Below are 26,450 nucleotides of genomic sequence, written 5' to 3'. Positions count from 1 at the left end.
ACCCCTAGCCCGCGTTCTCTGCGTTGGCCGGCTTCGCGTTGGCGGGCTCAGCGTTGACCGCGACCGGCGCCGCGCTGGACGCGGACCGCCGGCCGAGCGGGGCGATGAGTCCGGGGTAGGCCCGGTGCACCTGGCGGGCAACGAGTACGGTCACGACGACCTTCAGCAGGTCGCCGGGCAGGAACTTCGCGCTGTCGAACAACGCGACCCAGAGGGGCAGGCCCAGGTTGATCGCGGTCACCGGAACGCCGATGAGATAGACGGCGACGATGCCGCCGAGCGCGGTCGCTCCGACGGCGGGCCAGAACGGATACCTCGGCAGCAGGCGCGCAGTGAGGTAGCCGATCACGACCGCGGCGAGCAGCCAGCCGTACAGGTAGCCGGTCGAGGGGGAGATGGTGAACCAGAGCAGCCCGCCGCGACCGCCGGACAGCAGGGGAAGGCCCGCCGCGGCCAGGGCGAGGAACAATGCCACCGCGAAGAAGCCCTTGCGCGCACCGAGGATGGCACCGGCGAGCATGACGCCGAGGGTCTGGAAGGTGATCGGAACCGCGACGGCACCGATAGACAGCGCACCGGGAAGACCGAGGGCTGCGATCAGGGCGGCGAAGATGGCGATGTGTGCGAGGTCGCGTGCGGCGAGTGTCCGATTTGTCATATTCCCCAATTTAGAATTCGTGCGACACGCCGGGGAAAAGGGAACCTACAACAAAATCGCGGAAAGTCTATAAGCTGCCCTCCACGGACAGCAAATTCACAGCCGGCCGCACCGCCGCATCCAGAATGTGGGTGCCGACAGAAGGGTATCGATTATGAGTTTTCTCGGCTTTCTCCTCCTCGGCCTAATCGCAGGCGCCATAGCGAAGGCACTCCTGCCCGGCACACAGGGCGGCGGCTGGGTCATCACCCTGGTCCTCGGCGTGGTTGGGGCGCTCCTCGGCGGCTGGCTTGCCAGCCTGCTCTTCGGTGTCGAAATGGGCGAGTTCTTCGACTGGCGGACCTGGATCATCGCGATTCTCGGTTCCATCGTCGTGCTGCTCATCTACGGGCTTTTCACCCGCAGCCGGAAGGCCTGATCCCGCACTCCAACGCTCCACAGGGAAGGGGGCTCCGCTTCGGCGGGGCTCCCTTTTCCTGTGCCTGATGCCCGGCGCCATCCGGACAGCTACGGTGGGCGTATGACGCAGCCCATCGCGACTCTCCTCGTCCTCGGCGCAAGCGGAGACCTCACTTCCCGGCTCCTTTTGCCGGCGCTGGGGCAGCTCCTGACCGAGCAGCACGTACGTCGGTTGCGCCTGGTCGGTGCGGGCAGCGACGACCTCACGCCCGCCGAGTGGCGGGCGATCGTCGTGAAGTCCTTCGCCACCGCCGAGGCGTCCGGCGCCTGCGTCGACCACCTCGTGGCCACGACGGTGTACCGACGGGCCGATGTGACCCGGCCCGAGGAGATGCAGGGGCTGCTCGCCCTGTGCGAGGGGGCGCCGGCCGTCTACTTCGCGCTGCCGCAGGCCGTGACCGGGCTGGTCTGCGATGCGCTTGCTGAGCTGGAACTTCCCGGCGGCACCCAGCTCGCCCTGGAGAAGCCGTTCGGTTTCGACGAGGACAGTGCGGTGCGGCTCAACGCGAGCCTTGCCAGGCTCGTTCCGGAAGAGTGTATCCACCGCATCGACCATTTTCTGGGCCGGTCGACGGTGTTCAACCTGCTCGGCTTCCGGTTCGCGAACCGCATCTTCGAACCGCTGTGGAACAACGACCACATCGAGCGTGTCGACATCGTCTATGACGAGCAGCTCGGACTCGAGGGACGAGCGGGATACTACGACCGGGCCGGGGCTTTGGTGGACATGATCCAGAGCCACCTCCTGCAGGTGCTCGCCGTGCTGGCCATGGAGCCGCCGTCGACGCTGGAGGCCGCAGACCTGCGAGACGCAAAGGGGATCGTGCTGCGCGCCACACGGGTGCGCGGCGGAAGCCCGCGTCGGTCGAGCCGCCGAGCCCGCTACGGCGCGGGCGTCGTCGCCGCGCGACCCGTGCCGGCCTACGTCGATGAGCCGGGCGTCGACCCCGCCAACGACACCGAGACGCTCGCCGAGGTCACCTTCGAGATCAACAACTGGCGGTGGGCCGGAGTGCCCTTCACGCTCCGGTCGGGCAAGGCCCTCTCCGCGCGGCGCCGCGAGATCGTCGTCACCTTCAAGCCCGTTCCGCACCTGCCGGTGGGACTGATCGGACACGAAGAGCCGACGGTCCTGCGCATCTTCCTCGGGCCCGACGAGCTGTCACTGGAACTCAATCTCAACGGCCCGGGAGACCCGCACGTGCTCGAACGGGTCAGCCTCGGCGCGGTCTTCGGTCCGGGCCAGCTGCTGGCCTATGGGGAGGTGCTCGAAGGTGTGCTCGATTCCGATCCGGCGCTCTCCGTGCGCGGCGACGTCGCGGAACAATGCTGGCGAATCGTGGCGCCCGTGCTCGCGGCCTGGCGCGCGGGAAAGCCGGCGCTCGAAGAATACGCGGCGGGCACAACCGGTCCGTCGGGCTGGAGCGGCCTGGGCTGGTCGCGGTTACGCGACGAGGCGGGCCGGCTCGCTGCTTCGAACCGCTCGGGTCGGGAGCAGCACGGGAACCGCAGCCGCGCGTGCGGGTTCGGCCCAGACGGAGATCGGGGCGGGTGTCCACGACAGGGCGGTCGGCTCGGCGGTGCGTTCGCCGCGAAGCTCGGCCTTCTGGCTGCTCAGGATGCCGGTCAGGGTCGTGGCGATCTGCGTCGCCTTGAGTCCGTGGAAGATGACGTCGCTGTCGTCGACGCTGCGGGAAACGAGGGTCCACTGGCCTTGTTCGCCGATGAGTTCGGCGAGCTTGCTATGCAGCAGGTCGAAGATCTGCTCGTCACTGAGTTCAGGCGCGGGCACCTGAATGACGGGTGCGACGCGACGTCGGCGACCAAACATCGGGACCCCTTTCGAGTGGTACGACTGTAGTGGTTCAATTCTCGCTGACGAGCCCCGGTTCCCCATGCCGGACACGCCGGGAGTTCGGCCCGCTCAGGACTCGATCTTGCGAGCCTTGGCGTCTTCGACGACGGCGTCGATGGCGGCGACGGCGCTGAGCGCCCAGCCCAGCCACATCAGCGCGAGTCGCCAATCGCGCGGGCGGTTCCTGGTGGCCTGGAGGGTGCTCCACCCGCCGAGGATGACGCCGAGCATGGGACCGTTGAAAATGTACTTGCGCATGGGGCCTCCGTTTCGTCTGGGTCCTAGGCTACTCGGGCGCGGCGTGGATGGCCGGCCCGGCGGCCTCCCGGTAGGCAGCGCTCTTCCCGGCCCGGAATGTGCCCGGCTGGTAAACTCCAGATTTTGCAGCACACTTCGACAACCAAGCGCGCAGCGGAACGGACATTCCCATTTCAACTCCCGCCGAACCCCGACAGTCCGCCGAGCCCCAGGGCACCTACCCCCTGGTCGTCGTGTCGAACCGCCTGCCGGTGGACCACGAGGTGAATCCCGACGGGTCCGACGCCTGGCGCACCTCGCCGGGAGGACTAGTGACCGCCCTGGAGCCCCTGATGCAGGCGTCGGATGGCGCCTGGGTCGGCTGGCCCGGGGTCGCCGATCGGAGTTTCGACCCCTTCGAGAAAAACGGGATCTCGATCATCCCGGTTCGGCTGAGCGCCCTCGAGCTGGAGCAGTTTTACGAGGGCTTCTCCAACGACACGCTCTGGCCGCTGTACCACGACGTGATCGCCCCGCCGAGCTACCACCGGGAATGGTGGGACTCCTACGTAGCGGTGAATCGGCGATTCGCCGAACGGGCGGCCTCGGCCGCGGCGCGGGGCGCCACGGTCTGGGTGCACGACTATCAGCTCCAGCTCGTGCCGCGGATGCTTCGCGAGGCGCGCCCCGACTTGCTGATCGGCTTCTTCAATCACATCCCGTTCCCGCCTTACGGAATCTACGCGCAGCTGCCGTGGCGCAAACAGATCCTCGACGGCCTTCTCGGCGCCGACCTGATCGGCTTCCAAAGGGTCGCGGACGCCGGCAACTTCTCGCTCGCCGTGCGACGACTGTTCGGATACCCGACGCGCGGGGTGGCCATCGACGTTCCCGACGCCGCAGGTTCGCGCCGCGTGATCGCGAAGCACTTCCCGATTTCGATCGACGCGGCCAGCTACGAGGCGCTGGCCAGGCGCCCGGACATCCAGGAGCGCGCCCGGCAGATCCGTGCCGACCTCGGCAACCCCGGGACGATCATGCTCGGCGTCGACCGGCTCGATTACACCAAAGGCATCGGGCACCGCATCAAGGCCTTCGGGGAACTGCTCGAAGACGGCAGCCTGAGCGTTGAGGATGTCACGCTGGTGCAGGTCGCGAGCCCCTCCCGGGAACGGGTCGGCACGTACATGGCCCTGCGCGACGAGATCGAGCTGGCCGTCGGGCGCCTGAACGGCGATTACTCCACCATCAGCCACACGGCCATCAGCTACCACCACCACGGGTACCCGCGGGAAGAGATGGTCGCCCTCTACCTGGCCGCCGACGTCATGCTCGTGACCGCCCTGCGGGACGGGATGAACCTCGTCGCCAAGGAGTACGTGGCCGTGCGTTTCGACGGCGACGGGGTGCTTGTGCTGAGCGAATTCGCCGGAGCCGCCGACGAACTCAAACAGGCGATCCTGATCAACCCCCATGACATCGACGGTGTGAAGGCCGCCATCCTCCGCGCCATCGCCATGCCCCAGAACGAGCGCACACGCCGGATGCGCGCGCTGCGCCGCAAAGTCTTTGACAACGATGTCGCCGCCTGGTCGGCATCCTTCCTCCGAACCCTGACCGAAGGAGCCGTTGTGCGCGCCGGAGTACCCGACAAGCTCGCCGAAGCCCTGCGTGAGATCAGCGGCGCCCCGACGCTTCTGGTGGCCCTCGACTTCGACGGCACTCTGGCCCCGCACGTCGACCGGCCGGAAGAGGCGCGCGCGGTGGCAGGCACCCGGGAGGCCGTGCAGCGCCTGCTCGACCTTCCCGGCGTTCGCGTCGCGTTCGTTTCCGGCCGCGCCCTGGTGAGCCTGCAGCACGTCGCGCAGCCCCAAAGTGACGTGCTGCTGACGGGGTCGCACGGCATCGAGGTGCAACTGGACACCCCGGAGATCGAGCTGGACCTGGTCGCCGCCGAACTCGAGCAGCTCGACGCGCTCGCCGGAGTGCTCGACCGGATCGCCGGGACGACCTCCGGCACCTGGATCGAGCGCAAACCGGCCGGCCTGGCGCTGCACACCCGGCTCGCGACGCCGCAGGACGGCCTGGCCGCCCAGCGCCAGGCGCGCGAGCAAACAGAGCAGCTTCTGCCGGGACTCACCATCCGGGAGGGCAAGAACGTGCTCGAGTTCTCCGTCCGCGCGAGTTCCAAGGGAGACGCCCTGGCACGCCTTCGGGATCACACGGGCGCCGACCGGGTGCTCTACGCGGGCGACGACGTGACCGATGAGGACGCGTTCGCGGTGCTTCGCGAGGGCGACATCGGCCTCAAGATCGGGCCAGGGGTGTCGCTGGCCGGCTACCGCGTTCGCGGCCCGGGCGAGGTCACCGAGGTGCTTCGGCTTCTCGCCGATTTCCGGGCGGGCGCCTCCGATTCGGCCACCTGATCACACGAGTTGTCACACGAACAGTGACCCTTGTTCCGACGTTCTAGAATCGGAGCATGACTGAGAACGATCTGAAACCACGCAGCCGTGCCGTCACCGACGGGATCGAAGCCACCACGTCGCGCGGCATGCTGCGCGCCGTGGGGATGGGGGACGCCGACTGGGACAAGCCCCAGATCGGTATTGCCAGCTCGTGGAACGAGATCACGCCGTGCAACCTGTCCCTCGACCGCCTGGCCCAGGCGTCGAAGGAAGGCGTGCACTCCGGCGGCGGCTACCCGCTCCAGTTCGGCACGATTTCCGTCTCCGACGGCATCTCGATGGGCCATGAGGGCATGCACTTCTCGCTCGTCTCCCGCGAGGTCATCGCCGACTCCGTCGAGGTCGTCATGCAGGCCGAGCGCCTCGACGGCTCGGTGCTACTGGCCGGCTGCGACAAGTCGCTGCCCGGGATGCTGATGGCCGCCGCGCGCCTGGACCTGGCCTCCGTCTTCCTCTACGCCGGGTCGATCGCCCCCGGCTGGGTCAAGCTCTCGGACGGAACCGAAAAAGACATCACCATCATCGACTCCTTCGAGGCCGTCGGCGCGGTGAAGGCCGGACGGATGAGCGTCGAGGACGCGAAGCGGATCGAATGTGCCTTCGCCCCCGGCGAGGGGGCCTGTGGCGGCATGTACACGGCCAACACGATGGCGAGCGTCGCCGAGGCCCTCGGGATGAGCCTCCCCGGCTCCGCGTCGCCGGCGTCGGCCGACCGCCGCCGTGACTACTACGCGCACCGCTCCGGCGAGGCCGTCGTCAACCTGCTGCGCCTCGGGATCACGGCCCGGGACATCCTGACCAAAAAGGCCTTCGAGAACGCGATCGCCGTCGCCATGGCGTTCGGGGGATCCACCAACGTCGTGCTGCACCTGCTGGCCATTGCCAGCGAGGCCGAGGTCGAGCTCACCCTCGACGACTTCAACCGCATTGGCGACAAGGTTCCGCACATTGGCGACCTCAAGCCCTTCGGCAAGTACGTCATGAACGACGTCGACCGTCACGGCGGGGTGCCGGCGGTCATGCGCGCGCTCCTCGAGGCCGGATTGATCCACGGCGACGCCCTCACCGTCACCGGCAAGACCGTCGCCGAGAACCTGGCCGAGATCGACCCGCCCGCCCTCGACGGCGAGGTTCTGCGCACCCTCGACAACCCGATCCACGCCAGCGGCGGCATCACCGTGCTCACGGGCACGATGGCCCCCGAGGGCGCGGTCGTGAAGACCGCCGGTTTCGACTCCGACATCTTCGAAGGTCCGGCGCGGGTGTTCGAGCGAGAGCGCGGCGCGATGGACGCCCTGACCGAGGGTCGCATCGAAAAGGGCGACGTCGTGATCATCCGCTATGAGGGCCCGAAGGGCGGTCCCGGCATGCGCGAGATGCTCTCGATCACCGCCGCCATCAAGGGCGCCGGGCTCGGTGCCGATGTACTACTATTGACTGACGGTCGATTCTCAGGCGGCACAACCGGACTGTGTATCGGCCACATAGCACCCGAAGCGGTGGACGCAGGTCCCATCGCCTTCGTGCGCGATGGTGATCTCATACGGGTCGATATCGCAGCTCGCACGCTTGACCTACTGGTCGACCCTGATGAGCTGGCCACCCGCCGCATCGGCTGGGCTCCGCTTCCTCCGCGCTACACCCGTGGCGTCCTGGCTAAGTACACGAAGCTCGTGCAATCCGCGGCTCTCGGCGCGATTACCGGCTAGGCCTTCTGCTCACCGTACGTATCTGAAGTAGGGATTCAACCTTCCATGACCACGGAACCTTCGCCCGTGCCATCGCCCGCACCGCGCGCCTCCACGGCCCCCGACACGTCAGGTGCGCACGGTTCAGCGCCGGAGGTCCTCACGGGGTCCGGGGCGATCATCCGCACCCTCGAGCTCCTCGGGGTCACCGATGTCTTCGGCATCCCCGGCGGCGCCGTCATCCCGCTCTACGACGAGCTGATGACGCAGGACGTCATCCGCCACATCCTCGTGCGCCACGAGCAGGGCGCCGGCCACGCGGCCGAGGGTTACGCGGCGGCGACCGGCCGCGTCGGCGTGGCCATCGCCACCTCCGGACCGGGGGCGACCAACCTGGTCACGGCGATCGCGGACGCCTACATGGACTCCGTGCCCATCCTCTGCATCACCGGCCAGGTGTTCTCGACCTCGATGGGCACCGACGCGTTCCAGGAAGCCGACATCGTGGGGATCACGATGCCGATCACGAAGCACTCCTTCCTCGTCCGCCGTGCGGAAGACATCCCGGCGGCCATCGCCGCGGCGTACCACATCGCATCCACCGGCCGGCCCGGCCCGGTGCTCGTGGACATCACCAAGGACGCGCAACAGAACCTGGCACCGTTCATCTGGCCGCCCAAGCTCGACCTGCCCGGCTACCGGCCGATCACCAAGGCGCACGGCAAGCAGGTGCAGGCCGCGGCGCAACTCTTCGTCGAAGCGAAGAAGCCCGTGCTCTACGTCGGCGGCGGCGTCATCCGCGCCCACGCGTCGGCCGAGCTGCTGAAACTGGCCGAACTGACCGGGGCCCCCGTGGTCACCACGCTGATGGCGCGCGGTGCCTTCCCCGACTCGCACGAGCAGCACGTCGGGATGCCCGGCATGCACGGCACGGTGCCGGCCGTCCTCGCGCTGCAGGAAAGCGACCTGATCGTGGCGCTCGGCGCCCGGTTCGACGACCGCGTCACCGGCAAGGTGTCCGAGTTCGCCCCGAACGCGAAGATCGTGCACGTGGATGTCGACCCAGCGGAGATCTCGAAGATCCGCGCGGCCGACGTGCCGATCGTCGGCGACGCCAAGGACGTCATCGCCGACCTCACGGTGGCGTATGCTGCGGCCGCGGCCGAGACCACGCCGGACATCAGCGTCTGGTGGTCGTACCTGAACGGCCTCCGCGAGGAGTACCCGCTGGGCTTCTCCGAGCCCTCCGACGGCCTCCTCGCCCCCCAGTACGTGATCAAGCGGATCGGCGAGCTGACCGGGCCGGAAGGCACCTACGCGGCCGGCGTCGGCCAGCACCAGATGTGGGCGGCCCAGTACATCAAGTACGAGCGCCCCAACTCCTGGCTGAACTCCGGCGGCGCCGGCACCATGGGCTACTCGGTTCCCGCCGCGATGGGCGCCAAGGTCGCCGAGCCCGACCGCGTGGTCTGGGCCATCGACGGCGACGGATGCTTCCAGATGACCAACCAGGAGCTCGCCACCTGCACGATCAACAACATCCCGATCAAGGTGGCGATCATCAACAACTCGTCCCTCGGCATGGTGCGCCAGTGGCAGTCGCTGTTCTACGACGGACGGCACTCCTTCACTGACCTGAACACGGGCCACGGCACCGCGATGGTGCCCGACTTCGTGAAGCTGGCCGAAGCCTACGGTGCCCTCGCCATCCGGGTCACGAGCGCCGACCAGGTCGACGACGCGATCAAGCTCGCGCTGGCGACCAATGACCGGCCCGTCGTGATCGACTTCATCGTCAGCCGCGACGCGATGGTCTGGCCGATGGTGCCGCAGGGCGTCAGCAACAGTTACGTCCAGTACGCCAAAGACCACGCACCGACCTGGGAAGAGGAGTAACCATGAGCACCCACGTTCTCAGCCTCCTCGTTGAAAACAAGCCGGGCCTGCTGACCCGCGTCGCCGGCCTGTTCGCCCGGCGCGGTTTCAACATCGAGAGCCTGGCCGTCGGCCACAGCGAAATCGAGGGCCTGTCCCGGATCACGATCCTCGTCGACGTCGAAGACGTGCCGCTCGAGCAGGTGACGAAGCAGCTGAACAAGCTGATCAACGTCATCAAGATCGTCGAACTCGAACCGTCGCAATCGGTGCAGCGCGAACACCTCCTGATCAAGGTTCGCGCCGACAGCGCCACCCGGTCCCAGGTGCTCGAGGCCGTCACGCTCTTCCGCGCCCGCGTCGTCGACGTCTCGACGGATGCGCTCGTGATCGAGGTCACCGGGGACTCCGGCAAGACCCAGGCCTTCCTGCGCGTTCTCGAACCTTACGGAATCAAGGAGATCGCCCAGTCGGGCCTGCTCGCCATCGGGCGCGGCCCCAAATCGATCACCGACCGCGTTTTCAAGAACTAACCCTTTTCCACAACCAACAAGGAGAAACCCATTGGCTGAGATCTATTACGACAAAGACGCCGACCTGTCGATCATCCAGGGCAAGAAGGTGGCCGTCATCGGCTACGGCTCGCAGGGGCACGCCCACGCGCAGAACCTGCGCGACTCGGGTGTCGAGGTCGTCGTCGGCCTCAAGGAAGGCTCGAAGTCCAGGGCCAAGGCCGAGGAAGCCGGCTTCACCGTGCTGAGCGCCGCCGAGGCATCCGCCTGGGCCGACGTGATCGTGATCCTCGCGCCCGACCAGGTGCAGCGCCACCTCTTTGCCGACGACGTGGAACCGAACCTCGCCCAGGGCAAGACCCTCGTCTTCGGCCACGGCTTCAACATCCGCTTCGGCTACATCACCGCCCCCGAGGGTGTGGATGTCGTCATGGTCGCTCCGAAGGGTCCCGGCCACACCGTGCGCCGCGAGTACGAGGCCGGCCGCGGCGTTCCCGTCATCGTCGCCGTCGAGAAGGATGCCTCAGGCAGCGCCTGGCCGCTCACCCTCAGCTACGCCAAGGCCATCGGCGGGCTGCGTGCCGCGGGCATCAAGACCACGTTCACCGAAGAGACCGAAACCGACCTGTTCGGCGAGCAGGCCGTGCTCTGCGGCGGCGCGTCGCAGCTGATCCAGTACGGCTTCGAGGTTCTGACCGAGGCCGGCTACCAGCCGCAGGTCGCCTACTTCGAGGTGCTGCACGAGCTCAAGCTCATCGTCGACCTGATGTGGGAGGGCGGCATCGCCAAGCAGCGGTGGAGCGTCTCTGACACGGCCGAGTACGGTGACTACGTCTCCGGCCCGCGCGTGATCGACCCGCACGTCAAGGAGAACATGAAGGCCGTTCTGGCCGACATCCAGAACGGCGCCTTCGCCGCCCGTTTCATCGCCGACCAGGACGCCGGCGCGCCGGAGTTCCTGGCGCTGCGCAAGAAGGGCGAAGAGCACCCGATCGAGGCCACCGGCCGCGAGCTGCGCAAGCTGTTCGCCTGGAACGCCTCCGCCGACGACGACTACGTCGACGGCGAAGCCGCGCGCTAAGTATCGCCAGGTGATTGTTCGCGGCAGGGCCGGTCGGTTTCGACCGGCCCTGCCGCCGTATGCGGCGCGGCGTTTCGCCACTGCGGCGATGGTCGGCGTCGTCGTGTACGTGCTCGTGGACGTCGTGCTGCAATTCCTGCCGCCGCACTACAGCGTGGTCAGTGATGCCGAGAGCAACCTCGCGGTCGGTCCCTTCGGCTGGATCATGAACCTCAACTTCCTCGGCCGGGCCGGGTTGACGCTCTGCGCGGCCGCGGCCATCGGCCTGGTCGGCCCCCCGACGAGGCTCCGGGGAGCCGGGCTGGTGCTGCTGATCGTCGCCGGCGCGTGCTCGGCGGCGCTGGCGTTCCTTCCCACGGACATCAATCCGGCGGGGGAGTTCGGCCTGCGGGCCTCCACCCTTGCCGGCACCCTGCACCTCATCGTGGCGTCGCTCGGCTTCTTCGCCGCACTCGCAGCCTTCGCGCTCCTGACCGGCTGGCTCCGGGCCACACGCGAGCTCCGTCGCGTCTACCCGGCCGCCCTGGCTCTCGTCGCCGTCGCGGCGGCCGGGCTGCTCGGCGTCGGCCTGTCCGACCGGTTCGAACCGACCCTGCTCGGGGTCGCAGAACGGGTCTGCCTGGCCGGGATCCTCGGCTGGGCCTTCGTCGTCTGTGCGGCCATCCGCCGCACGATGACGGATCCGGGCCCGGCCGGCGCGGATCAGGGTTCGGCCAACGCCAGCCAGGTCGAGACGAGCGTGTCGGGCGACAGCGACATGGAGTCGATCCCCTCGGCCGCGAGCCAGCGGGCGAAGTCCGGGTAGTCGCTCGGCCCCTGGCCGCAGATGCCCACATACTTGCCGGCGCGCTTACCCGCGGCGATGGCCTGGGAGATGAGCTTCAGCACCGCCGGGTTGCGCTCGTCGAATGCCTCGGCCACCAGCGCGGAGTCCCGGTCGAGTCCGAGGGTCAGCTGGGTGAGGTCGTTCGAGCCGATCGAGAACCCGTCGAAGTGCTCGAGGAACTCGTCGGCCAGGATGGCGTTCGAGGGGACCTCGCACATCATCACGACCTCCAAACCGTTGCGCCCGCGCTCCAGCCCGTTCTCGGCGAGAATGCGGATCACACCCTCCGCTTCGGCGATCGTCCGGACGAAGGGGATCATGAGTTTGAGGTTGGTCAGGCCCATCGTGTCCCGCACGAACAGGGCGGCCTGGCACTCGAGGTCGAAGCACTCCCGGAAGGCGTCGGACACGTACCGGGATGCACCCCGGTAGCCGATCATCGGGTTCTCCTCGTCGGGTTCGAACGCCGGGCCGCCGAGCAGATTGGCGTATTCGTTGGACTTGAAATCGGAGAACCTGACGATGACGGGCTCGGGGGCGAAGGCGGCTGCAATGGTCGCGATGCCCTCGGCGAGGCGCTTCACGTAGAAGGCGGTCGCGCCGCCGTAGGCATCCGTTCTCTGGTGGATTTCCGCGACGACCTCATCCGTCAGCCCGGCGGTGTCGCCCGACTCGACCGCGATCAGCGCGGCGGGGTGGATGCCGATGCGGGTGCTGATGATGAACTCGAGCCGGGCCAGGCCGACGCCGTGGTGGGGCAGCGACGCGAGGGAGAAGGCCTGGTCGGGGGAGCCGACGTTGAGCATCAGGCGGGGCCCGATGGGCGGGAGCTCGTTGATGCTGACCTCATCAACGGTGAAGTCGACCAGCCCGTCGAGGACGCGGCCGGTCTCTCCCTCGGCGCAGGTGACGGTGACCGGCTGCCCGTCATACAGGGCCGTCGTGCCGGAGGCGGTGCCCACGATGGCCGGAATCCCAAGCTCGCGGGCGATGATCGCCGCGTGGCAGGTGCGGCCGCCACGGTTCGTGACAATGGCGCTGGCCTTCTTGATGACCGGTTCCCAGTCCGGGTCCGTCATGTCCGTGACGAGAACATCACCCGGCTGCAGCCGCCCCATCTCCGCCGTGGACGCGAGGATCCGGGCGATCCCGCTGCCGATCTTGCGGCCCACGGCCCGGCCGGAGAGCAGCTCCGGGGCCGTCCCGGTGAGGCGGTACTGGCGGAGGACCCCAGCCGTGCCGGCCCGGGACTCCACGGTCTCCGGCCGGGCCTGGAGGATGTAGAGACGGCCGTCGATGCCGCTCTTGCCCCACTCGATGTCCATCGCCCGGCCGTAGTGGTTTTCAATCGTCACGGCCATCCGGGCGAGCTCGTGCACGTCGTCGTCGGTGATGCTGAACCGGCGCTGGTCGACGACCGGCACCGGCTCGAAGCGCGTGGTCGCCTGTGCCCCGTCGGCGTAGACCATCCGTTGCTCCTTGGTGCCGAGCTCGTGGCTGAGGATCGCGTACTTGTCCGCGGCCAGGGAGCTCTTGTAGACCCGGAATTCATCCGGGTTGACCGCACCCTGCACGATCGCTTCGCCGAGCCCGTAGACGGAGTTGATCAACACGAGGTCCTTGAAGCCGGACTCGGTGTCGATCGTGAACAGCACCCCGGATGCGCCGATGTCGGAGCGAACCATCACCTGCACCCCCACCGACAGCGCGATGCCGAGGGTCGGCACGTTGTGGTGTGCCCGGTAGGCGATCGCCCGGTCGGTGAACAGCGACGCGAAGACCTCGGGCAGGCGGCGCAGCACCTCCTCGATTCCCTCCACGTTGAGCAGAGTCTCTTGCTGGCCGGCGAAGGATGCCTCGGGCAGGTCCTCCGCGGTGGCGCTGGAGCGCATGGCCACGCTCAGGCCCGCCGGGTTGCAGCTCTCCAGCTGGCCGTAGGCCTCCCGCACCTCGGCCTCGAGGGGAGGCGGGAGCGTGCCGGCGATGATCGCGGCGCGGATGGAGGCGCCGGCGGTCTGCAGCGCCGCGAGGTTGTTCGTGTCGAGGCCCTGCAGCGCCCGGTCGACGTGCTTGTCGACGCCGTTCTCGAGCAGGAACTCGCGGAAGGCGTCCGAGGTGGTGGCGAAACCCATCGGCACGGTGACCCCGAGGGAGGACAGATGCGAGATCATCTCCCCGAGCGATGCGTTCTTGCCGCCCAGGGCGCCCAAATCGGCCAGCGACGCGTCGCCCAGCCAGAGAACTCGTTGCATCCGTTTGCTCCGCTCATCCGTTCAGAAACAGGGGTCTCTCGTCGCACGGTACACCCAAAGAATCCCTGCGCGGGGGCGTGGACGGCGGAAGAATCCTGGGAGAACAGCGGGTGAACGACCCCTCGAACGCACGGGCGCGCGAAAAGGCCCCCCCAGACTGGGGGCATGAGTCCTTTCAATCGACGAGATCTTCTCCGCTCCGCAGGCGTCATGGCTTTTGCCGGTGCCGCCGCGACGACAGAGCGCGCGCTGCCGGCCCAGGCGGCCGCTGCCGTCGTGCCCGGTTTCCTGCACGGCGTAGCCTCCGGCGACCCGCTGCCCGACGGAATCCTGCTCTGGACGCGGGTGACCCCCTCCGCGGACGCCGTGCCGGGATCGGGGGTCGGCGCGGACGTGGCCGTGAAGTGGGAGGTGGCAGAGGACTCCGGTTTCCACCGGGTCGCGGCGCGCGGTTCCGTCACTACGGGCGCCGCACGGGACCACACCGTCAAGGTGGCGGCCCGCGGGCTGCGACCGGGCACGACCTACTGGTACCGATTCATCGTGGCCGGAGTGACGTCGGCAACCGGTCGCACACGCACGGCGCCCGCGGCCGGATCGGCCGTGCAACGCCTGCGGATGGGGGTCGTGTCCTGCGCCAACTGGCAGGCCGGCTACTTCAGCGCGTACCGCCACCTCGCGGACCGGGGCGACCTGGACGTGGTGCTGCACCTGGGTGATTACCTCTACGAGTACGGCCCCGGCGAGTACCAGGCCCGGGATGTCGTGGTCCGGCCGCACGACCCGGCGGTCGAAATGACCACGCTGTCCCACTACCGGCGCCGTCACGCGCAGTACAAGACCGACCTCGAGCTGCAGGCGTTGCATGCGGCCGTTCCGTTCGTCGTAACCTGGGACGATCACGAATCCGCCAACGACGCCTGGTCCGGGGGAGCCGAGAACCACACGGAAGGCGTGGAGGGGTCCTGGGCGTCGCGCCAGGCGGCATCCCAGCAGGCCTACGCCGAGTGGATGCCGGTGCGATACGAGCCGGGCGGCCACCTCTACCGCCGCTTCAGTTACGGCGCTCTGGCCAGCATTTCCATGCTGGACCTGCGCAGTTACCGCAGCCAGCAGGCGTCGAACATGGTCGATCCCGCGATTGGCGACCCGGCACGCACCCTGACCGGTGCGGCGCAGATGGACTGGCTGCTGGACGGTTTCTCCGGGGCCGAGACGCAATGGAAACTCATCGGCAACCCCGTCATGATCGCCCCCGTCCGCTTCCCGTCAACGCTGAGCGCGCAGGAAGTCGGCGCCGTTTCGCAGCTGCTCGGGTCGACCACGATCGACGGCGTCCCGTACAACGTGGACCAGTGGGACGGCTACACGGCGGACCGCAGCCGGGTGATCAGCCACCTGCGCGACAACGCCATCACGGATGCCGTCTTCCTCACCGGGGACATCCACTCCAGCTGGGCCTGCGACGTGCCGGCGGACCCGCTGACCTACCCGTCGAATGGCGCGTCCGTGGCCGCGGAACTCGTCTGCACGTCAGTGACCAGCGACAACCTGGACGACATCCTCGGGACCCATCCGCGCACGGCATCCGTCGCCGTCGAGGAAGCCTTCAAGGCCGCGAACCCGCACGTCAAGTACCTGGACTTCGACTCGCACGGATTCTCGGTTCTGGAGGTGACGCCCGGCGCCCTGCGGATGGACTGGTACGTGCTTTCTGACCGCACGAGCAGGGCGGCGACCAGCACCCTGTCCGCGTCGTGGCAGGTTGCCGCCGGCACCCAGGCCGTGAGCCGCGTCCTGTGAACGCCGCGCCGTCCGGATTCCCGGACTCCGATCGCCGCCGGTTCCTCAGACTGGCCGCGGCAGGCGGGGCCTCCGTCATCCTCTCCATCGCCGCGGGGACCGCCGGCCAGGCATCCGCGCTGCCGACCCGCGTGACGGCGCCGGCGTCGCGAACGCGGGTGTACGTGCTGGTCGTCGACGGTTGCCGCCCCGATGAGATCACCTCGGCCCTCACCCCCCGCCTGGCGGCGCTGCGCACCGCCGGGACCGACTTCCCCGCCGCCCGTTCCCTGCCCGTCATGGAGACCATCCCCAACCACGTGATGATGATGACCGGGGTCCGACCGATTCGCTCCGGGGTTCCGGCCAACTCGATCTACGACCGCGCAGAGTCCGTCGTGCGCGATTTGGACCGGCCCGCCGACCTTCGCTTTCCGACGTTGCTCGACCGGCTCAGGGATGAGGGCTTCTCGACGGGATCGGTGCTCAGCAAACGCTACCTCTTCGGTATCTTCGGCGAGCGCGCCACCTACCGCTGGGAGCCCTCCCCGCTTCTCCCGGTGACGGGGCACGCGCCCGACAACTTCACGATGGACGCGCTGATCGCCATGGTCGACGGGGTGGACCCCGATTTCGTGTTCACGAACCTCGGCGATGTCGACCGAGTGGGGCATTCGGATGTCTCCGGCACGACCCTGCAGGCCGCCCGGACCACGGCGCTGCGCGACACGGACAACCAGGTCGGGCGATTCGTGGATCATCTCGTCGCGGCGGGCACCTGGGAGAGCAGCGTGCTCATCGTGCTCGCGGACCATTCCATGGATTGGTCCATCCCGTCGAACGTCATCTCCGTGGATCAGATCCTCGCCGGACGCCCCGACCTGCGCGATCGAGTCGCCATCGCCCAGAACGGTGGGGCCGACCTGCTGTATTGGACGGGGCCCGCTGGTGCTCGGGATGCCGGGGTGGCCGAGATTCGCGGTCTCGTGGCCGCGCACCCGGGAGTGCTGTCGATTGCGAACCCCGCCGACCTGCGCCTCGGCCCGGAGGCGGGCGACCTGGTCGCGTTCTGCCGGGCGGGCTGGCGCTTCTCCGATCCCTGGGTCGCGTCCAACCCGATTCCGGGCAACCACGGGCATCCGGCCACAGAACCGATCCCCTTCTTCATCGCCGGGGGCAGCCCTCGGGTTCTCGCAGGGTCGTCTTCCCAGCCCGCCCGCACGATTGATGTGGCGCCCACGGTGGGGGCGCTGTTCGGGCTGCCCGCGCCGAAAGGCGGCTACGACGGGACGGCGCGGATCGACGCTTTCGGGGCCTGACCGTCCGGGACGTGGTCCTTGCGAGTGTGTTTCACCCTGCCGATAATGGACGAAGCGGATGATCCGGGCCGCGCTCACCAGCCGGCGCGGCCAGCCGCACACACACGCAAGTATCGGCAAATCGATATCGGCACATCAGTATCGGCAAATCTGTAGGTGAGACACATGGGTGATCCGAAGACCATGGCCTCGGCTGCTGTCGACGGCCTGCGGGGACAGGTCACCGGAAGCGTGCTGCTGGCCGAAGACCCCGGGTACGACGAGGCCAGGCGCGTCTGGAACGGGATGATCGATCGACGGCCCGCGGCGGTGGTTCGGGCGGCCTCCCCGGCCGACATTGCTCCGACCGTGCGGTACGCGAGGGCGCATGCGTTGCCCCTCGCGGTGCGGGGAGGCGGACACAACGTCGCCGGCAACGGAACCGTCGAGGGCGGCATCGTGCTCGACCTGGGCGGGCTGAAGGCCGTGCAGGTCGACGAGGAACGAGGCACCGTGCGGGCCCAGGCCGGGGCGACGCTCGGTGACATCGACCGGGCGACCGGGCCGCACAACCTCGCCGTGCCGGTCGGGGTGGTCTCGGGAACCGGCGTGGCCGGCCTGACGCTGGGCGGTGGAGTCGGCTGGCTGACCCGGGCCCACGGCCTGACGATCGATAACCTCCTCTCGGCCGAGCTGGTCACGGCGTCGGGCGAGGTCCTGCGAGCGAGCGCCGGGGAGAACCCGGAGCTGTTCTGGGGACTCCGGGGCGGCGGAGGCAATTTCGGCGTGGTGTCCTCATTCACCTTTCGCGCGCATCCGCTGCCCTCGAAGGTGTTCTCCGGCAACCTCGTCTACCGCCGGGACGGCTGGGCCGACGCTCTCCGGGTCTACGACACCTGGACGCGCGACCTGCCCGATGAGATGACTTCGATCGTCTCGTTCTTTGTTCCGCCGGAGACCTGGGAACTCGGCGGTGACCCGCTCATGTTGCTGGGGTTCGTCTGGGCATCACCGGATGCAGAGGAGGGCGAGCGGATCGTCGACCGGCTGCGGGCGACGGCCCCGCCCGACACGGCAGTCGCCCCGCCGGCCCGCTGGGTCGAGTGGCAGTCGGCCGCGGACGAGATGTTCCCGAAGGGCGTCCGGGGGTACTGGAAGAACACCTCGTTCGACCGGTTGGATGACGACGTGATCGGGACGCTCGTGCGTCGGGGAACCGAACAGACCTGGCGGGGGACGGGCTTCGACATCCACCACCTGGGCGGGGCTTACGGCCGCGTCCCCGAAGACGCCACGCCCTTCCCTAACCGCTCCGCGCGGTTCTGGCTCAATGTCTACGGCTACTGGCCGGATGCCGCGGACGACGCGCCGCACACCGCCTTCGTGCGTGGGATGGCCGCCGACATGGAGCCGTACTCGACGGGCGGGCAGTACGTGAACTTCCTCGGCGAGGAGCGCGGGCGGGATCCCGTGGCCCAGGCGCTCTCGGTCTACGGTCCGGAGAAACTGCAGCGCCTCGCGGCCCTGAAACGCGAGTTCGACCCGGAGAACATCTTCCGGCTCAACCACAACATCCCGCTGATCTAGGCGCATCGCCGCCGGATGTACTCGGCGACCGGCTCCGGAGCGAAACAGACTACGTGGCCGACGCCGTCGATGACGTCGGGTTCCTCGGGATCGGCCGAACCCGGGCGCCGCCGCACCCGGGTCAGTTCGCGGGCGATCTCGCCGAACACGGGATGCGACGCGCTTCCGAGCGCGAAGCGGATGTCGGCGGCCGATGTCGCCAGGGCCCGCAGGTCGACGGACTCGCTGGTGACCGGGAGGTCGCCCCTGATCAGGTTCTCGGCCAGCGCTTCGCCGCGTGCCGCGTACCATTCCAGGCCCGCCGGGGCGGCGAGCAGCCCGGACGGCCGGGCGCCGGGCTGCGTGACGCCGGGCTGCTTGTCGTCGGGCCGTTCGACCCGCGCGACGCCGGACACCAGCGCCATCGCCCCGGCCCAGTCGCCGGGATGCGCGGCGAGGTGCCGGTCCACCTGCGCGCCTACGCGGGAGGCCAGGGCGCGGCCGGATGCCGTCAGCTGGAAGTAGCCCGGCTCGAACACGGTGACGCGTCGCACCAGCTCGGGGTGTCGCAGGGCCAGCTGCAGGGCAACGATGCCGCCGGCGCTGGAGCCGAAGACGTCCGCGCGTGTTTCGGCGCCGAGTCCGAGGGTGCGGAGCAGCTCCGCGGCGTCCTCCGCATGCCGCGTGGAGTCGCAGGGCCAGCCGTCGCGGCTGCTCCGCAGGGTGCCGCGCGGGTCATAGGTGACAACGGTGAACCCGGTCAGCCGTTCGGCGATGGGGCGGAACATCTCCGCGTCATCACTCGCCGCGCCGATGATCAGGATCGTCGGGCCGCTGCCGCGCACCTCCGTGTGGAGCCGGCATCCGTTCACGTCACGCAGACCTGCCCGCGGCGCCTCGGCACCGGGGAGGGCGAAGGGATTCGTGGTCTGATCCGCCATGCAGGGATCGTAGCCCCGCGTCGGCCGCCGGGAGTACGGTGGGCACAGGCGGGCGGATGCCCGGAGCGAAATCCACTGAACGAAGTCCACTTAAAGAAATCCACTGAGGGAGTCACTGTGAAGGCACTGGTTTATGGCGGTCCGGGCAAGAAGACCTGGCAGGACGTTCCGGACCCGGAGATCGTGCACGCCACCGACGCCATCGTGCGGGTCGATACGACCACGATCTGCGGCACGGACCTGCACATCCTCAAGGGCGATGTGCCGGCAGTGCAGGTCGGCCGGATCCTCGGCCATGAAGGCGTCGGAACGATCACGGCCGTGGGCTCATCGGTGAGCAGCCTCGCGGTGGGCGACCGAGTCATTATTTCCTGCATCAAGTCCTGCGGGCACTGTGTCAACTGCAAGTCGGAGCTGTATTCGCACTGCCTCGGCGACGAAGGCCAGTCGGGCATCGGCTGGGTCTTCGGGCACCTGATCGACGGCACCCAGGCCGAATTCGTGCGTGTGCCGTATGCGGAGAACTCCCTGCACAAGATGCCGGCGGGTGTCAGCGACGACCAGGCGGTCATGCTCTCGGACATCCTGCCGACCGGGTTCGAGATCGGCGTGCAGTACGGCCGGGTCAAGCCCGGCGATGTGGTGGCCGTGATCGGGGCCGGTCCGGTCGGCCTGGCCGCGATCGCCACGGCCGGACTCTACGGCGCCGCGACCATCATCGCGCTCGACCTGGATCCGAACCGCCTCGAGCAGGCGAAGGGGTTCGGGGCGACGGACACGGTGCTCTCCAATGCGGCCGACTGGAAGGAACAGGTCTTCGCCCTGACCGACGGTGCCGGGGTCGATGTCGCCATCGAGGCCGTCGGCATCCCGCAGACCTTCACCATGGCCACCGACATCGTGCGCCCTGGCGGAAACGTGGCCAACGTCGGCGTGCACGGCAAGTCGGTCGAGCTGCACCTCGAGAACCTGTGGATCCAGAACATCAACATCAGCATGGGCCTGGTCAACGCCAACACGACGCCCATGCTGCTGAAGCTGGTGGCGCAGAAGAAGATCCCGGCCGAGAAGCTCGCGACGCACCATTTCAGCTTCGACCAGTTCCTCGAGGCCTACGACACGTTCTCCCGCGCGGCGGAAACGAAGGCGCTCAAGGTCGTGATCAGCCGGTAATCTCCCGCGCGCTCGCTAACCTAGGGATATGACTTCTCATCGGGATGACGATGCCCTCGGCTGGGCCGGCGACGACGATCCGACCCTCGCGTCCGGACCGGCCCGGGGGCAACACGCGCCCGAGGCCGGGCCGGATGCCGGGACGGGGGCAAAGGCCGAGCCCGAAACCGCGCCGGTAGCCGAGCCGGCGCCCGAGGCCGAGCCGCCGGCCGACATCCAGGACGGGTGGTCCGTCGCCGGGCCGACGACCGCGTTGGAGGCGCAGGCGGCACGCGAGGCAGCGGCCCCGGCGAGTTCGGCCGCGCTTATCGCCCTGGGCGTTTTCGCCGGGATCTACCTGCTGTACACGATCGGCTGGTTCCTCGGCGTCGGCCGGATCGAGAACTCGCTGATCGAGCCGGTGGCCAGGTTCATGTTTTCGCTGGGGCTTGGGCTCGCCGTGGCGGCGCCCGCCGCCTGGTTCGGTGCGACCTACTGGCTCACCTCCGGGCACGGCAACGCGCGCATCAGCTGGCTCCTCGCCGGCGCGGTGCTGCTCGCGCCGCTCCCATTCATTCTCGGCACCGGAGGTATCTCATGAGCGACGCATCCGAGGCGAAGGTCGAGGCCGCCCGCACCGGGCGACCCACACCGCAGTGGGTGACCCTCACCATCGCCATCTTCTTCGGGCTCTTCTTCGCCTGGGACGTCTGGGAGGCCGTCACCAATCTGGTCGGCCTCAACCTCGCCGCGCAGGGCCTCGACACGCAACTGAACGGCGGCGCGTGGGCCGTGCTCATCGGCGGTGTTCTGCTGCCCGTGGTCGTCTATGCGCTGGCATTCCGGCTCGGCCGAGGCCGCACGGCCGTGGCCCGGGCCGTGCTCTTCCTCGTCGGGCTCTGCCTGGTCGCCGCGCTCACCCTCGACATCTTCACCTTCGGCCTCGGCGCCCTCCTCCTCTAACCCCGTCCTCTCCCCGCGAAACCGCAGTTGTGCGCGTTATTCGGGCGTTTTAGCGCGCACAACTGCGGTTTCGCGGGGGTTTTAGGCGATCGCGAGAGCGATGAGGGCCATCAGGGCGAGCTGGCCGATGAGGCGCGGCACGAGGGGGATGGCGACCCGCCCGAAACGCTCCGGGTGCCGGGCGGCATACGCGTTCGCCGGGAAGACGAGGGCGAGGAACACCACCAGGCAGACGCCGGACGTCACAATCGTCGGCGGGTAGAGCAGTCCGATTCCTCCGGCCAGTTCGCAGAGCCCGGTGAAGATGACGAGGTTGCGCGGGTTGGCGAATCCGCTCCAGCGCAGGCGAGGCGGCACCATCGCCGCCATTGTGCGCTGCACGCCGGGCAAAAAATGCGCGGTTCCCGCCACCACGAAGAGGAGGGCCAGCACCAGGCGGAGGGCCAACTGGATGCCGGGAAACGTAACGCTGCTCATCGGTCCATTGTGCAGCCAGTAGGCTGATTTGGTATCTGGCGCCCCACGGTCGCGGCGCACATCCCTTGCCTGTCGCAAACGAAGGATCCCTTTTCGTGTCGAAGCCTGTCGTCCTGATCGCCGAAGAACTCTCGCCCGCTACCGTCGACGCCCTCGGCCCCGATTTCGACGTGCGCCAGGTCGACGGCACGGACCGTGTCGCGCTGATCGCCGAGCTTGCGACGGCGCACGCCATCCTCGTGCGGTCGGCGACGAAGGTGGATGCCGAGGCGATTGCGGCCGCGCCGCTGCTGAAGGTCATCGCCCGCGCCGGCGTCGGCCTCGACAACGTCGACATCAAGGCGGCCACCACCGCCGGCGTCATGGTCGTCAACGCGCCCACCTCGAACATCATCTCGGCCGCCGAACTCACCGTCGGCCACATCATCAGCCTGGCCCGCCACATCCCGGCCGCGCACGGCGCCCTGGCCGAGGGGCAGTGGAAGCGTTCCAAGTACACCGGTGTCGAGCTGTATGAAAAGACCATCGGCATCATCGGGCTGGGCCGCATCGGCGCGCTCATCGCGGCCCGTATGCAGGCGTTCGGCACCAACGTCATCGCCTATGACCCCTACATCACGTCGGCCCGGGCGCAGCAGCTCGGGGTCGTGCCGGTCAGCCTGGACGAACTGCTCGCGCAGTCCGACTTCATCACGATCCACATGCCGAAGACGCCGGAGACCACCGGCATGATCGGCGAGGCGCAGTTCAAGCTGATGAAGCCGACCGCGTTCGTCGTCAACGTCGCCCGCGGCGGGCTGATCGACGAGGACGACCTGTTCACGGCGCTGACCACCGGCACGATCGCCGGCGCGGGCCTCGACGTGTTCGTCAGCGAGCCGCCGACCGGATCTCCGCTGCTCGGCCTGGACAACATCATCACCACGCCCCACCTCGGCGCGTCGACCGACGAGGCCCAGGAGAAGGCCGGGGTCTCCGTCGCGAGGTCGGTGCGCCTGGCGTTGTCCGGCGAGCTCGTGCCCGACGCGGTCAACGTCGCCGGCGGCGTCATCGACCCGTATGTTCGCCCCGGCATCCCGCTGGTGGAGAAGCTCGGCCAGGTGTTCTCCGGGCTCGCGCAGCACAGCCCGCTCACGAGTGTCGACGTCGAGGTGCGCGGCGAGCTTGTCGACTACGACGTCAGTGTGCTCCGCCTGGCCGCGCTCAAGGGCATCTTCACCAATGTCGTGAGCGAGACCGTGTCCTACGTGAACGCGCCGCTCCTCGCCGAGCAGCGCGGCGTCAGCGTGCGCCTGATCACCGAGGCCGAGTCGCCCGAATACCGCAACGTGATCACGCTGCGCGGCGCCCTCGCCGACGGCTCGCAGGTCTCCGTCTCCGGCACGCTGACCGGCACCAAGCAGGCGGAGAAGATCGTCGAGGTCAACGGCTACGAGGTCGAGGTCCCGTTCGCGAAGAACCTCATCGTCATGCTCTACACGGACCGCCCGGGCATCGTGGCCGTCTACGGCCGCGAGTTCGGCGATGCCCAGATCAACATCGCCGGCATGCAGATCGCCCGCCACGTTGCCGGAGGCAAGGCGCTCAGTATCCTGACCGTGGACTCACCGGTTCCGGCCAGTCTCCTGGCCAGCGTGCGCGACGCGATTGAGGCCGACATCCTGGTGGAGATCGACCTCACCGACTAGCGCGACGGGCGCTCGCCCTACGAGCGCTGCCGTCAGGTCCCAGTGGCGGTCAGCCGTTCGATCACTCCGAGAAGCCGGTCGAGCGCGGCGGCGTCCTGACCGGATGTCGCCGGCGCGCCCGGGTGTGCCAGCGTCGACTCGTAGTACAGACCGTCGCTGATCAGCATGATCGCCTCCGCCGTGCCGGGGTCGCCCACGGCTTCCTCGACGACGGCGAGCCACTGGCGACGGATGTCCGCGAGCGCCTGGTTCGCGCTCGGATGTGACCCCTGCGCCAGCCGGGCGACCGCGACGATCGCCCGGTCCAGGGGCGTGCCCTCGCTGACCGAGGTGCGAATGAGATAGTCGACCACGCCGGCCGGGGCCGAGCGGATGTTGTCGATGTCGACCCCGACGAGCGCGCGGAGGCGCGCGATCAAGCCGTCCACGAGGGCATCCTTCGAGGCGAAGTGATAGAGCAGGCCGCCCTTGGACACCCCGGCGGCGGCGGCGACGGCATCCAGCGTCGCGGCGCGCTCACCCTGGTCGATCAGCACGGCCACCAAGGCGTCCAGGATCCGGTCCCGGGTGGGGACCGCGGCGAGGGAGGAGGCGGGGGTGGACGGTGCGGGGGAGGACAAGGCCATGCGGCCATCGTACCGAGGCGCCTGCCTCGCCGGATCGCACGCCGCTCAGGCGAGCGCCAAGCCTGCCGACTGGATGACTATACCGTCTGGACGGTATAGTAAAGGCAACACGAGTCCAGAAAGCCGCCCGTTCATGTCACGCCCTACGATTACCGCATCTTCGCCCCTGCACGTCGCCGCACGCCGACGCCGGCAGTGGTGGGCGCTGGCCGTGCTCATGCTGCCGGTGCTCCTGGTGTCGATCGACAACACCGTGCTCAACCTCGCCCTGCCCGCGATCTCGGAGGACCTCGGCCCCACCGGCGCGCAACTGCTCTGGATGATCGACGTCTACCCGCTCATGCTGGCCGGGCTGCTCGTCGCGATGGGCAGCCTCGGTGACCGGATCGGGCGGCGCCGGCTGCTGCTGATCGGCTCGGCCGGCTTCGGCGCGGTCTCCGTGGTTGCGGCGGCGGCACCGACCATCGAGTGGCTCATCGTGGCGCGGGCCGTGCTCGGAATCTTCGGCGCCATGCTCATGCCGCCGACCCTGTCGCTGCTGCGCTCCGTCTTCGTCGACCGCGACCAGCGGCGACTGGCCATCGCGGTCTGGGCGAGTGGTTTCGCCGCCGGAAGCGCCCTCGGCCCCGTCGTGGGCGGGGTGCTGTTGCAGCACTTCGCCTGGGGCTCGGTTTTCCTCCTGGCCGTTCCACTGCTCCTGCCGCTGCTCGCGCTCGCGCCGTTCCTCGTCCCCGAGTCCCGGGATCCGAATCCCGGACGAATCGATGTGCCGAGCATCCTGTTCTCGCTCGTGACGATGCTGCCCATCGTCTTCGGCATCAAGGTGGTCGCGGAGCACGGACCGGGCGCCGCCACGCTTGCGCCGATCCTGCTTGGAGTCGGTTTCGGCATCCTCTTCGTGCGCCGGCAGCGCAGGCTCGTCCAGCCCATGCTCGACCTGCGGCTGTTTCGCCGCGGTGCGTTCAGCGGGGCGGTGGGCGTCAACCTGCTCAGCGTTGTCGCGCTCGTCGGCGGGCTGTTCTTCGTCTCGCAGTACCTGCAGCTCGTGCTGGGCCTGTCGCCGCTGAACGCGGGCGTGGTACTCGTGCCGGGCCTGGTCACCATGATGATCGCCGGCCTGCTCGTCGTGCCGATCGCCCGGCGGGTGCGACCCTCGGTGCTTGTCCCGCTCGCGCTGCTGGTGTCGGCCGGCGGTTACGCGGCCGTCGCCCTGGTCGGAGACTCGCTCGATGCGGTCGGCATGGCCCTGGTCTTCGTGGCCCTCGGCATCGGGATCGGAGCCGCGGAGACGGTCTCCAACGAACTCATCGTGACGAACGCCCCGGCCGAGAAGATGGGCGCGGCCGCGGCCGTCGGGGAGACCGCGTACGAGCTGGGCGCGGTGCTCGGCACGGCAGTCCTCGGCTCGATCCTCACCGCTTCCTACCGCAACGCCGTTGTGCTTCCCGATGGGCTGACCGGCCCCGAGCAGGCTGCGGCAGGGGAGACGCTCGGCGGCGCGGTGTCGGTGGCCGCCGGGCTTCCTCCGGATGCCGCGGCGGCGCTCCTGGAGTCGGCGCGGGCGGCCTTCGGCAGCGGAATCGGGCCCAGCGCCTGGATCGGGGTCGCTCTCGTGCTGGTGGCGGCCGTCGTGGCCCGGTTGACGCTGCGCAACGCCCGGTGAGCGGTGTCCGTGACAGGAAAGAGGCCCCGGGGAGCAATCCCCGGGGCCTCCCTCGTGCGTGAACCGTTGGTCGAACGGTTAGATGCCGCGCACGTGCATGTCGTTGACTTAGATGTCGTTGGCCTTGTTCTCGTGGCGGGTGACCTGCTCGCCGCTGGCGGGGTCAACGGCGCTGCGCGTGGTGACGACGCTGCTGCGCTTGCGGGTCATCAGGACGAGACCCAGGATCGTGATGACCGCTCCGGCACCCATCAGGATGTAGCCGACGAGGTCGAGGTTGATGACATCAACGCTGACGTTGAGGGCGAAGACAAGGATGGCGCCAACGACGAAAAGGAAAATTCCCAGTCCGATACTCATGGTGTTCTGCTTTCTTTCGGTTG

At 68.7% G+C, this 26,450-nt stretch carries 23 protein-coding genes; 16 read left to right on the top strand and 7 right to left on the bottom strand.

The features are described 5' to 3' along the window. Window positions 1-4: 4 nt before the first annotated feature. Window positions 5-658, bottom strand: a complete 654-nt coding sequence (locus tag E3T54_RS02635; protein ID WP_134474447.1) for a biotin transporter BioY — start codon at window positions 656-658, stop codon at window positions 5-7. 154 nt (window positions 659-812) lie between these two features. On the opposite strand from E3T54_RS02635, the gene E3T54_RS02630 reads away from it, so the two are divergent. Both E3T54_RS02630 and E3T54_RS02625 read left to right on the top strand, forming a co-directional pair. Continuing rightward, on the top strand, window positions 813-1,076 hold the full coding sequence (locus tag E3T54_RS02630) for a GlsB/YeaQ/YmgE family stress response membrane protein (RefSeq protein WP_092324255.1): 264 nt from the start codon (window positions 813-815) through the stop codon (window positions 1,074-1,076). Between the two features lie 102 nt (window positions 1,077-1,178). Next, entirely contained in the window at window positions 1,179-2,978 is a 1,800-nt protein-coding gene (locus E3T54_RS02625; protein WP_134474446.1) for a glucose-6-phosphate dehydrogenase, read from the top strand. A 63-nt stretch (window positions 2,979-3,041) separates the two neighbouring features. On the opposite strand, the gene E3T54_RS02620 is transcribed toward E3T54_RS02625, so the two are convergent. Continuing rightward, window positions 3,042-3,230 (bottom strand): hypothetical protein, encoded by a 189-nt coding sequence (locus E3T54_RS02620; RefSeq protein WP_134474445.1) that lies wholly within the window; start codon window positions 3,228-3,230, stop codon window positions 3,042-3,044. A 164-nt stretch (window positions 3,231-3,394) separates the two neighbouring features. On the opposite strand from E3T54_RS02620, the gene E3T54_RS02615 reads away from it, so the two are divergent. From E3T54_RS02615 to E3T54_RS02590, 6 genes are read left to right on the top strand one after another with little or no spacing between them, the layout of a single operon-like run. Continuing rightward, window positions 3,395-5,635, top strand: coding sequence for a bifunctional alpha,alpha-trehalose-phosphate synthase (UDP-forming)/trehalose-phosphatase (locus E3T54_RS02615; protein WP_134474444.1), 2,241 nt, complete (start codon window positions 3,395-3,397; stop codon window positions 5,633-5,635). A 56-nt stretch (window positions 5,636-5,691) separates the two neighbouring features. Beyond that, window positions 5,692-7,386: a dihydroxy-acid dehydratase gene (ilvD, locus tag E3T54_RS02610; protein ID WP_134474443.1), complete on the top strand. Its 1,695-nt coding sequence runs from the start codon at window positions 5,692-5,694 to the stop codon at window positions 7,384-7,386. A gap of 45 nt (window positions 7,387-7,431) precedes the next feature. Then, window positions 7,432-9,261, top strand: coding sequence for an acetolactate synthase large subunit (locus tag E3T54_RS02605; protein WP_134474442.1), 1,830 nt, complete (start codon window positions 7,432-7,434; stop codon window positions 9,259-9,261). A gap of 2 nt (window positions 9,262-9,263) precedes the next feature. Next, window positions 9,264-9,773, top strand: coding sequence for an acetolactate synthase small subunit (gene ilvN / locus E3T54_RS02600; protein ID WP_134474441.1), 510 nt, complete (start codon window positions 9,264-9,266; stop codon window positions 9,771-9,773). Between the two features lie 31 nt (window positions 9,774-9,804). Beyond that, window positions 9,805-10,833 carry a ketol-acid reductoisomerase gene (gene ilvC, locus E3T54_RS02595; protein ID WP_092324242.1) on the top strand — a complete coding sequence of 343 codons (1,029 nt, stop codon included), beginning with the start codon at window positions 9,805-9,807 and terminating at the stop codon, window positions 10,831-10,833. A gap of 10 nt (window positions 10,834-10,843) precedes the next feature. Further along, window positions 10,844-11,638 (top strand): DUF998 domain-containing protein, encoded by a 795-nt coding sequence (locus tag E3T54_RS02590; RefSeq protein WP_134474440.1) that lies wholly within the window; start codon window positions 10,844-10,846, stop codon window positions 11,636-11,638. On the opposite strand, the gene ppsA is transcribed toward E3T54_RS02590, so the two are convergent. Continuing rightward, entirely contained in the window at window positions 11,536-13,911 is a 2,376-nt protein-coding gene (gene ppsA, locus E3T54_RS02585; protein WP_134474439.1) for a phosphoenolpyruvate synthase, read from the bottom strand. The two genes, E3T54_RS02590 and ppsA, sit on opposite strands and share 103 nt — an antisense overlap. Window positions 13,912-14,076: 165 nt before the next feature. Here ppsA and E3T54_RS02580 point away from each other — a divergent pair, with 165 nt between their 5' ends. The 3 genes from E3T54_RS02580 to E3T54_RS02570 all read left to right on the top strand — a co-directional run bounded on the left by E3T54_RS02580 (window position 14,077) and on the right by E3T54_RS02570 (window position 18,578). Further along, window positions 14,077-15,714, top strand: a complete 1,638-nt coding sequence (locus tag E3T54_RS02580) for an alkaline phosphatase (protein ID WP_134474438.1) — start codon at window positions 14,077-14,079, stop codon at window positions 15,712-15,714. Next, a complete protein-coding gene (locus E3T54_RS02575) occupies window positions 15,711-17,012 on the top strand; it encodes an alkaline phosphatase family protein (protein ID WP_134474437.1) in 1,302 nt (433 codons plus the stop codon). The genes E3T54_RS02580 and E3T54_RS02575 overlap by 4 nt, the downstream gene beginning before the upstream one ends. 165 nt (window positions 17,013-17,177) lie before the next feature. Further along, window positions 17,178-18,578, top strand: coding sequence for an FAD-binding oxidoreductase (locus E3T54_RS02570; RefSeq protein ID WP_134474436.1), 1,401 nt, complete (start codon window positions 17,178-17,180; stop codon window positions 18,576-18,578). On the opposite strand, the gene E3T54_RS02565 is transcribed toward E3T54_RS02570, so the two are convergent. After that, the gene (locus E3T54_RS02565) at window positions 18,575-19,498 is read right to left on the bottom strand and encodes an alpha/beta fold hydrolase (protein ID WP_134474435.1); all 924 of its coding nucleotides are present in this window, start codon (window positions 19,496-19,498) and stop codon (window positions 18,575-18,577) included. The two genes, E3T54_RS02570 and E3T54_RS02565, sit on opposite strands and share 4 nt — an antisense overlap. Before the next feature lie 117 nt (window positions 19,499-19,615). On the opposite strand from E3T54_RS02565, the gene E3T54_RS02560 reads away from it, so the two are divergent. Genes E3T54_RS02560 through E3T54_RS02550 form a run of 3 tightly spaced genes read left to right on the top strand, consistent with a single transcriptional unit; the run spans window position 19,616 to window position 21,613 of the window. Continuing rightward, on the top strand, window positions 19,616-20,671 hold the full coding sequence (locus E3T54_RS02560; RefSeq protein WP_134474434.1) for a zinc-dependent alcohol dehydrogenase family protein: 1,056 nt from the start codon (window positions 19,616-19,618) through the stop codon (window positions 20,669-20,671). A 28-nt stretch (window positions 20,672-20,699) separates the two neighbouring features. After that, entirely contained in the window at window positions 20,700-21,251 is a 552-nt protein-coding gene (locus E3T54_RS02555; RefSeq protein WP_134474433.1) for a hypothetical protein, read from the top strand. Next, window positions 21,248-21,613, top strand: a complete 366-nt coding sequence (locus tag E3T54_RS02550) for a hypothetical protein (RefSeq protein ID WP_134474432.1) — start codon at window positions 21,248-21,250, stop codon at window positions 21,611-21,613. Before E3T54_RS02555 ends, E3T54_RS02550 begins: the two co-directional genes overlap by 4 nt. Before the next feature lie 81 nt (window positions 21,614-21,694). On the opposite strand, the gene E3T54_RS02545 is transcribed toward E3T54_RS02550, so the two are convergent. Beyond that, complete coding sequence (locus tag E3T54_RS02545; protein ID WP_134474431.1) at window positions 21,695-22,090, bottom strand: DoxX family protein; 396 nt, start codon at window positions 22,088-22,090, stop codon at window positions 21,695-21,697. A gap of 95 nt (window positions 22,091-22,185) precedes the next feature. Here E3T54_RS02545 and serA point away from each other — a divergent pair, with 95 nt between their 5' ends. Then, the gene (gene serA, locus E3T54_RS02540) at window positions 22,186-23,778 is read left to right on the top strand and encodes a phosphoglycerate dehydrogenase (protein WP_134474430.1); all 1,593 of its coding nucleotides are present in this window, start codon (window positions 22,186-22,188) and stop codon (window positions 23,776-23,778) included. Window positions 23,779-23,810: 32 nt separating this feature from the next. Here the strand turns inward: serA and E3T54_RS17525 are convergent, their stop codons facing one another. After that, window positions 23,811-24,404 carry a TetR/AcrR family transcriptional regulator gene (locus E3T54_RS17525; protein WP_092324223.1) on the bottom strand — a complete coding sequence of 198 codons (594 nt, stop codon included), beginning with the start codon at window positions 24,402-24,404 and terminating at the stop codon, window positions 23,811-23,813. Window positions 24,405-24,537: 133 nt separating this feature from the next. On the opposite strand from E3T54_RS17525, the gene E3T54_RS02530 reads away from it, so the two are divergent. Further along, complete coding sequence (locus tag E3T54_RS02530; RefSeq protein ID WP_134474429.1) at window positions 24,538-26,067, top strand: MFS transporter; 1,530 nt, start codon at window positions 24,538-24,540, stop codon at window positions 26,065-26,067. Between the two features lie 108 nt (window positions 26,068-26,175). Here E3T54_RS02530 and E3T54_RS02525 read toward each other — a convergent pair whose 3' ends face one another. After that, on the bottom strand, window positions 26,176-26,427 hold the full coding sequence (locus tag E3T54_RS02525) for a DUF6458 family protein (protein ID WP_092324220.1): 252 nt from the start codon (window positions 26,425-26,427) through the stop codon (window positions 26,176-26,178). Between the last annotated feature and the right edge of the window lie 23 nt (window positions 26,428-26,450).

Source organism: Cryobacterium sp. Sr8, assembly GCF_004403225.1.
GTDB lineage: Bacteria > Actinomycetota > Actinomycetes > Actinomycetales > Microbacteriaceae > Cryobacterium > Cryobacterium psychrotolerans.
Note: the sequence above shows the minus strand (reverse complement) of the source record. Positions and strands in the feature narration are given on the sequence as shown.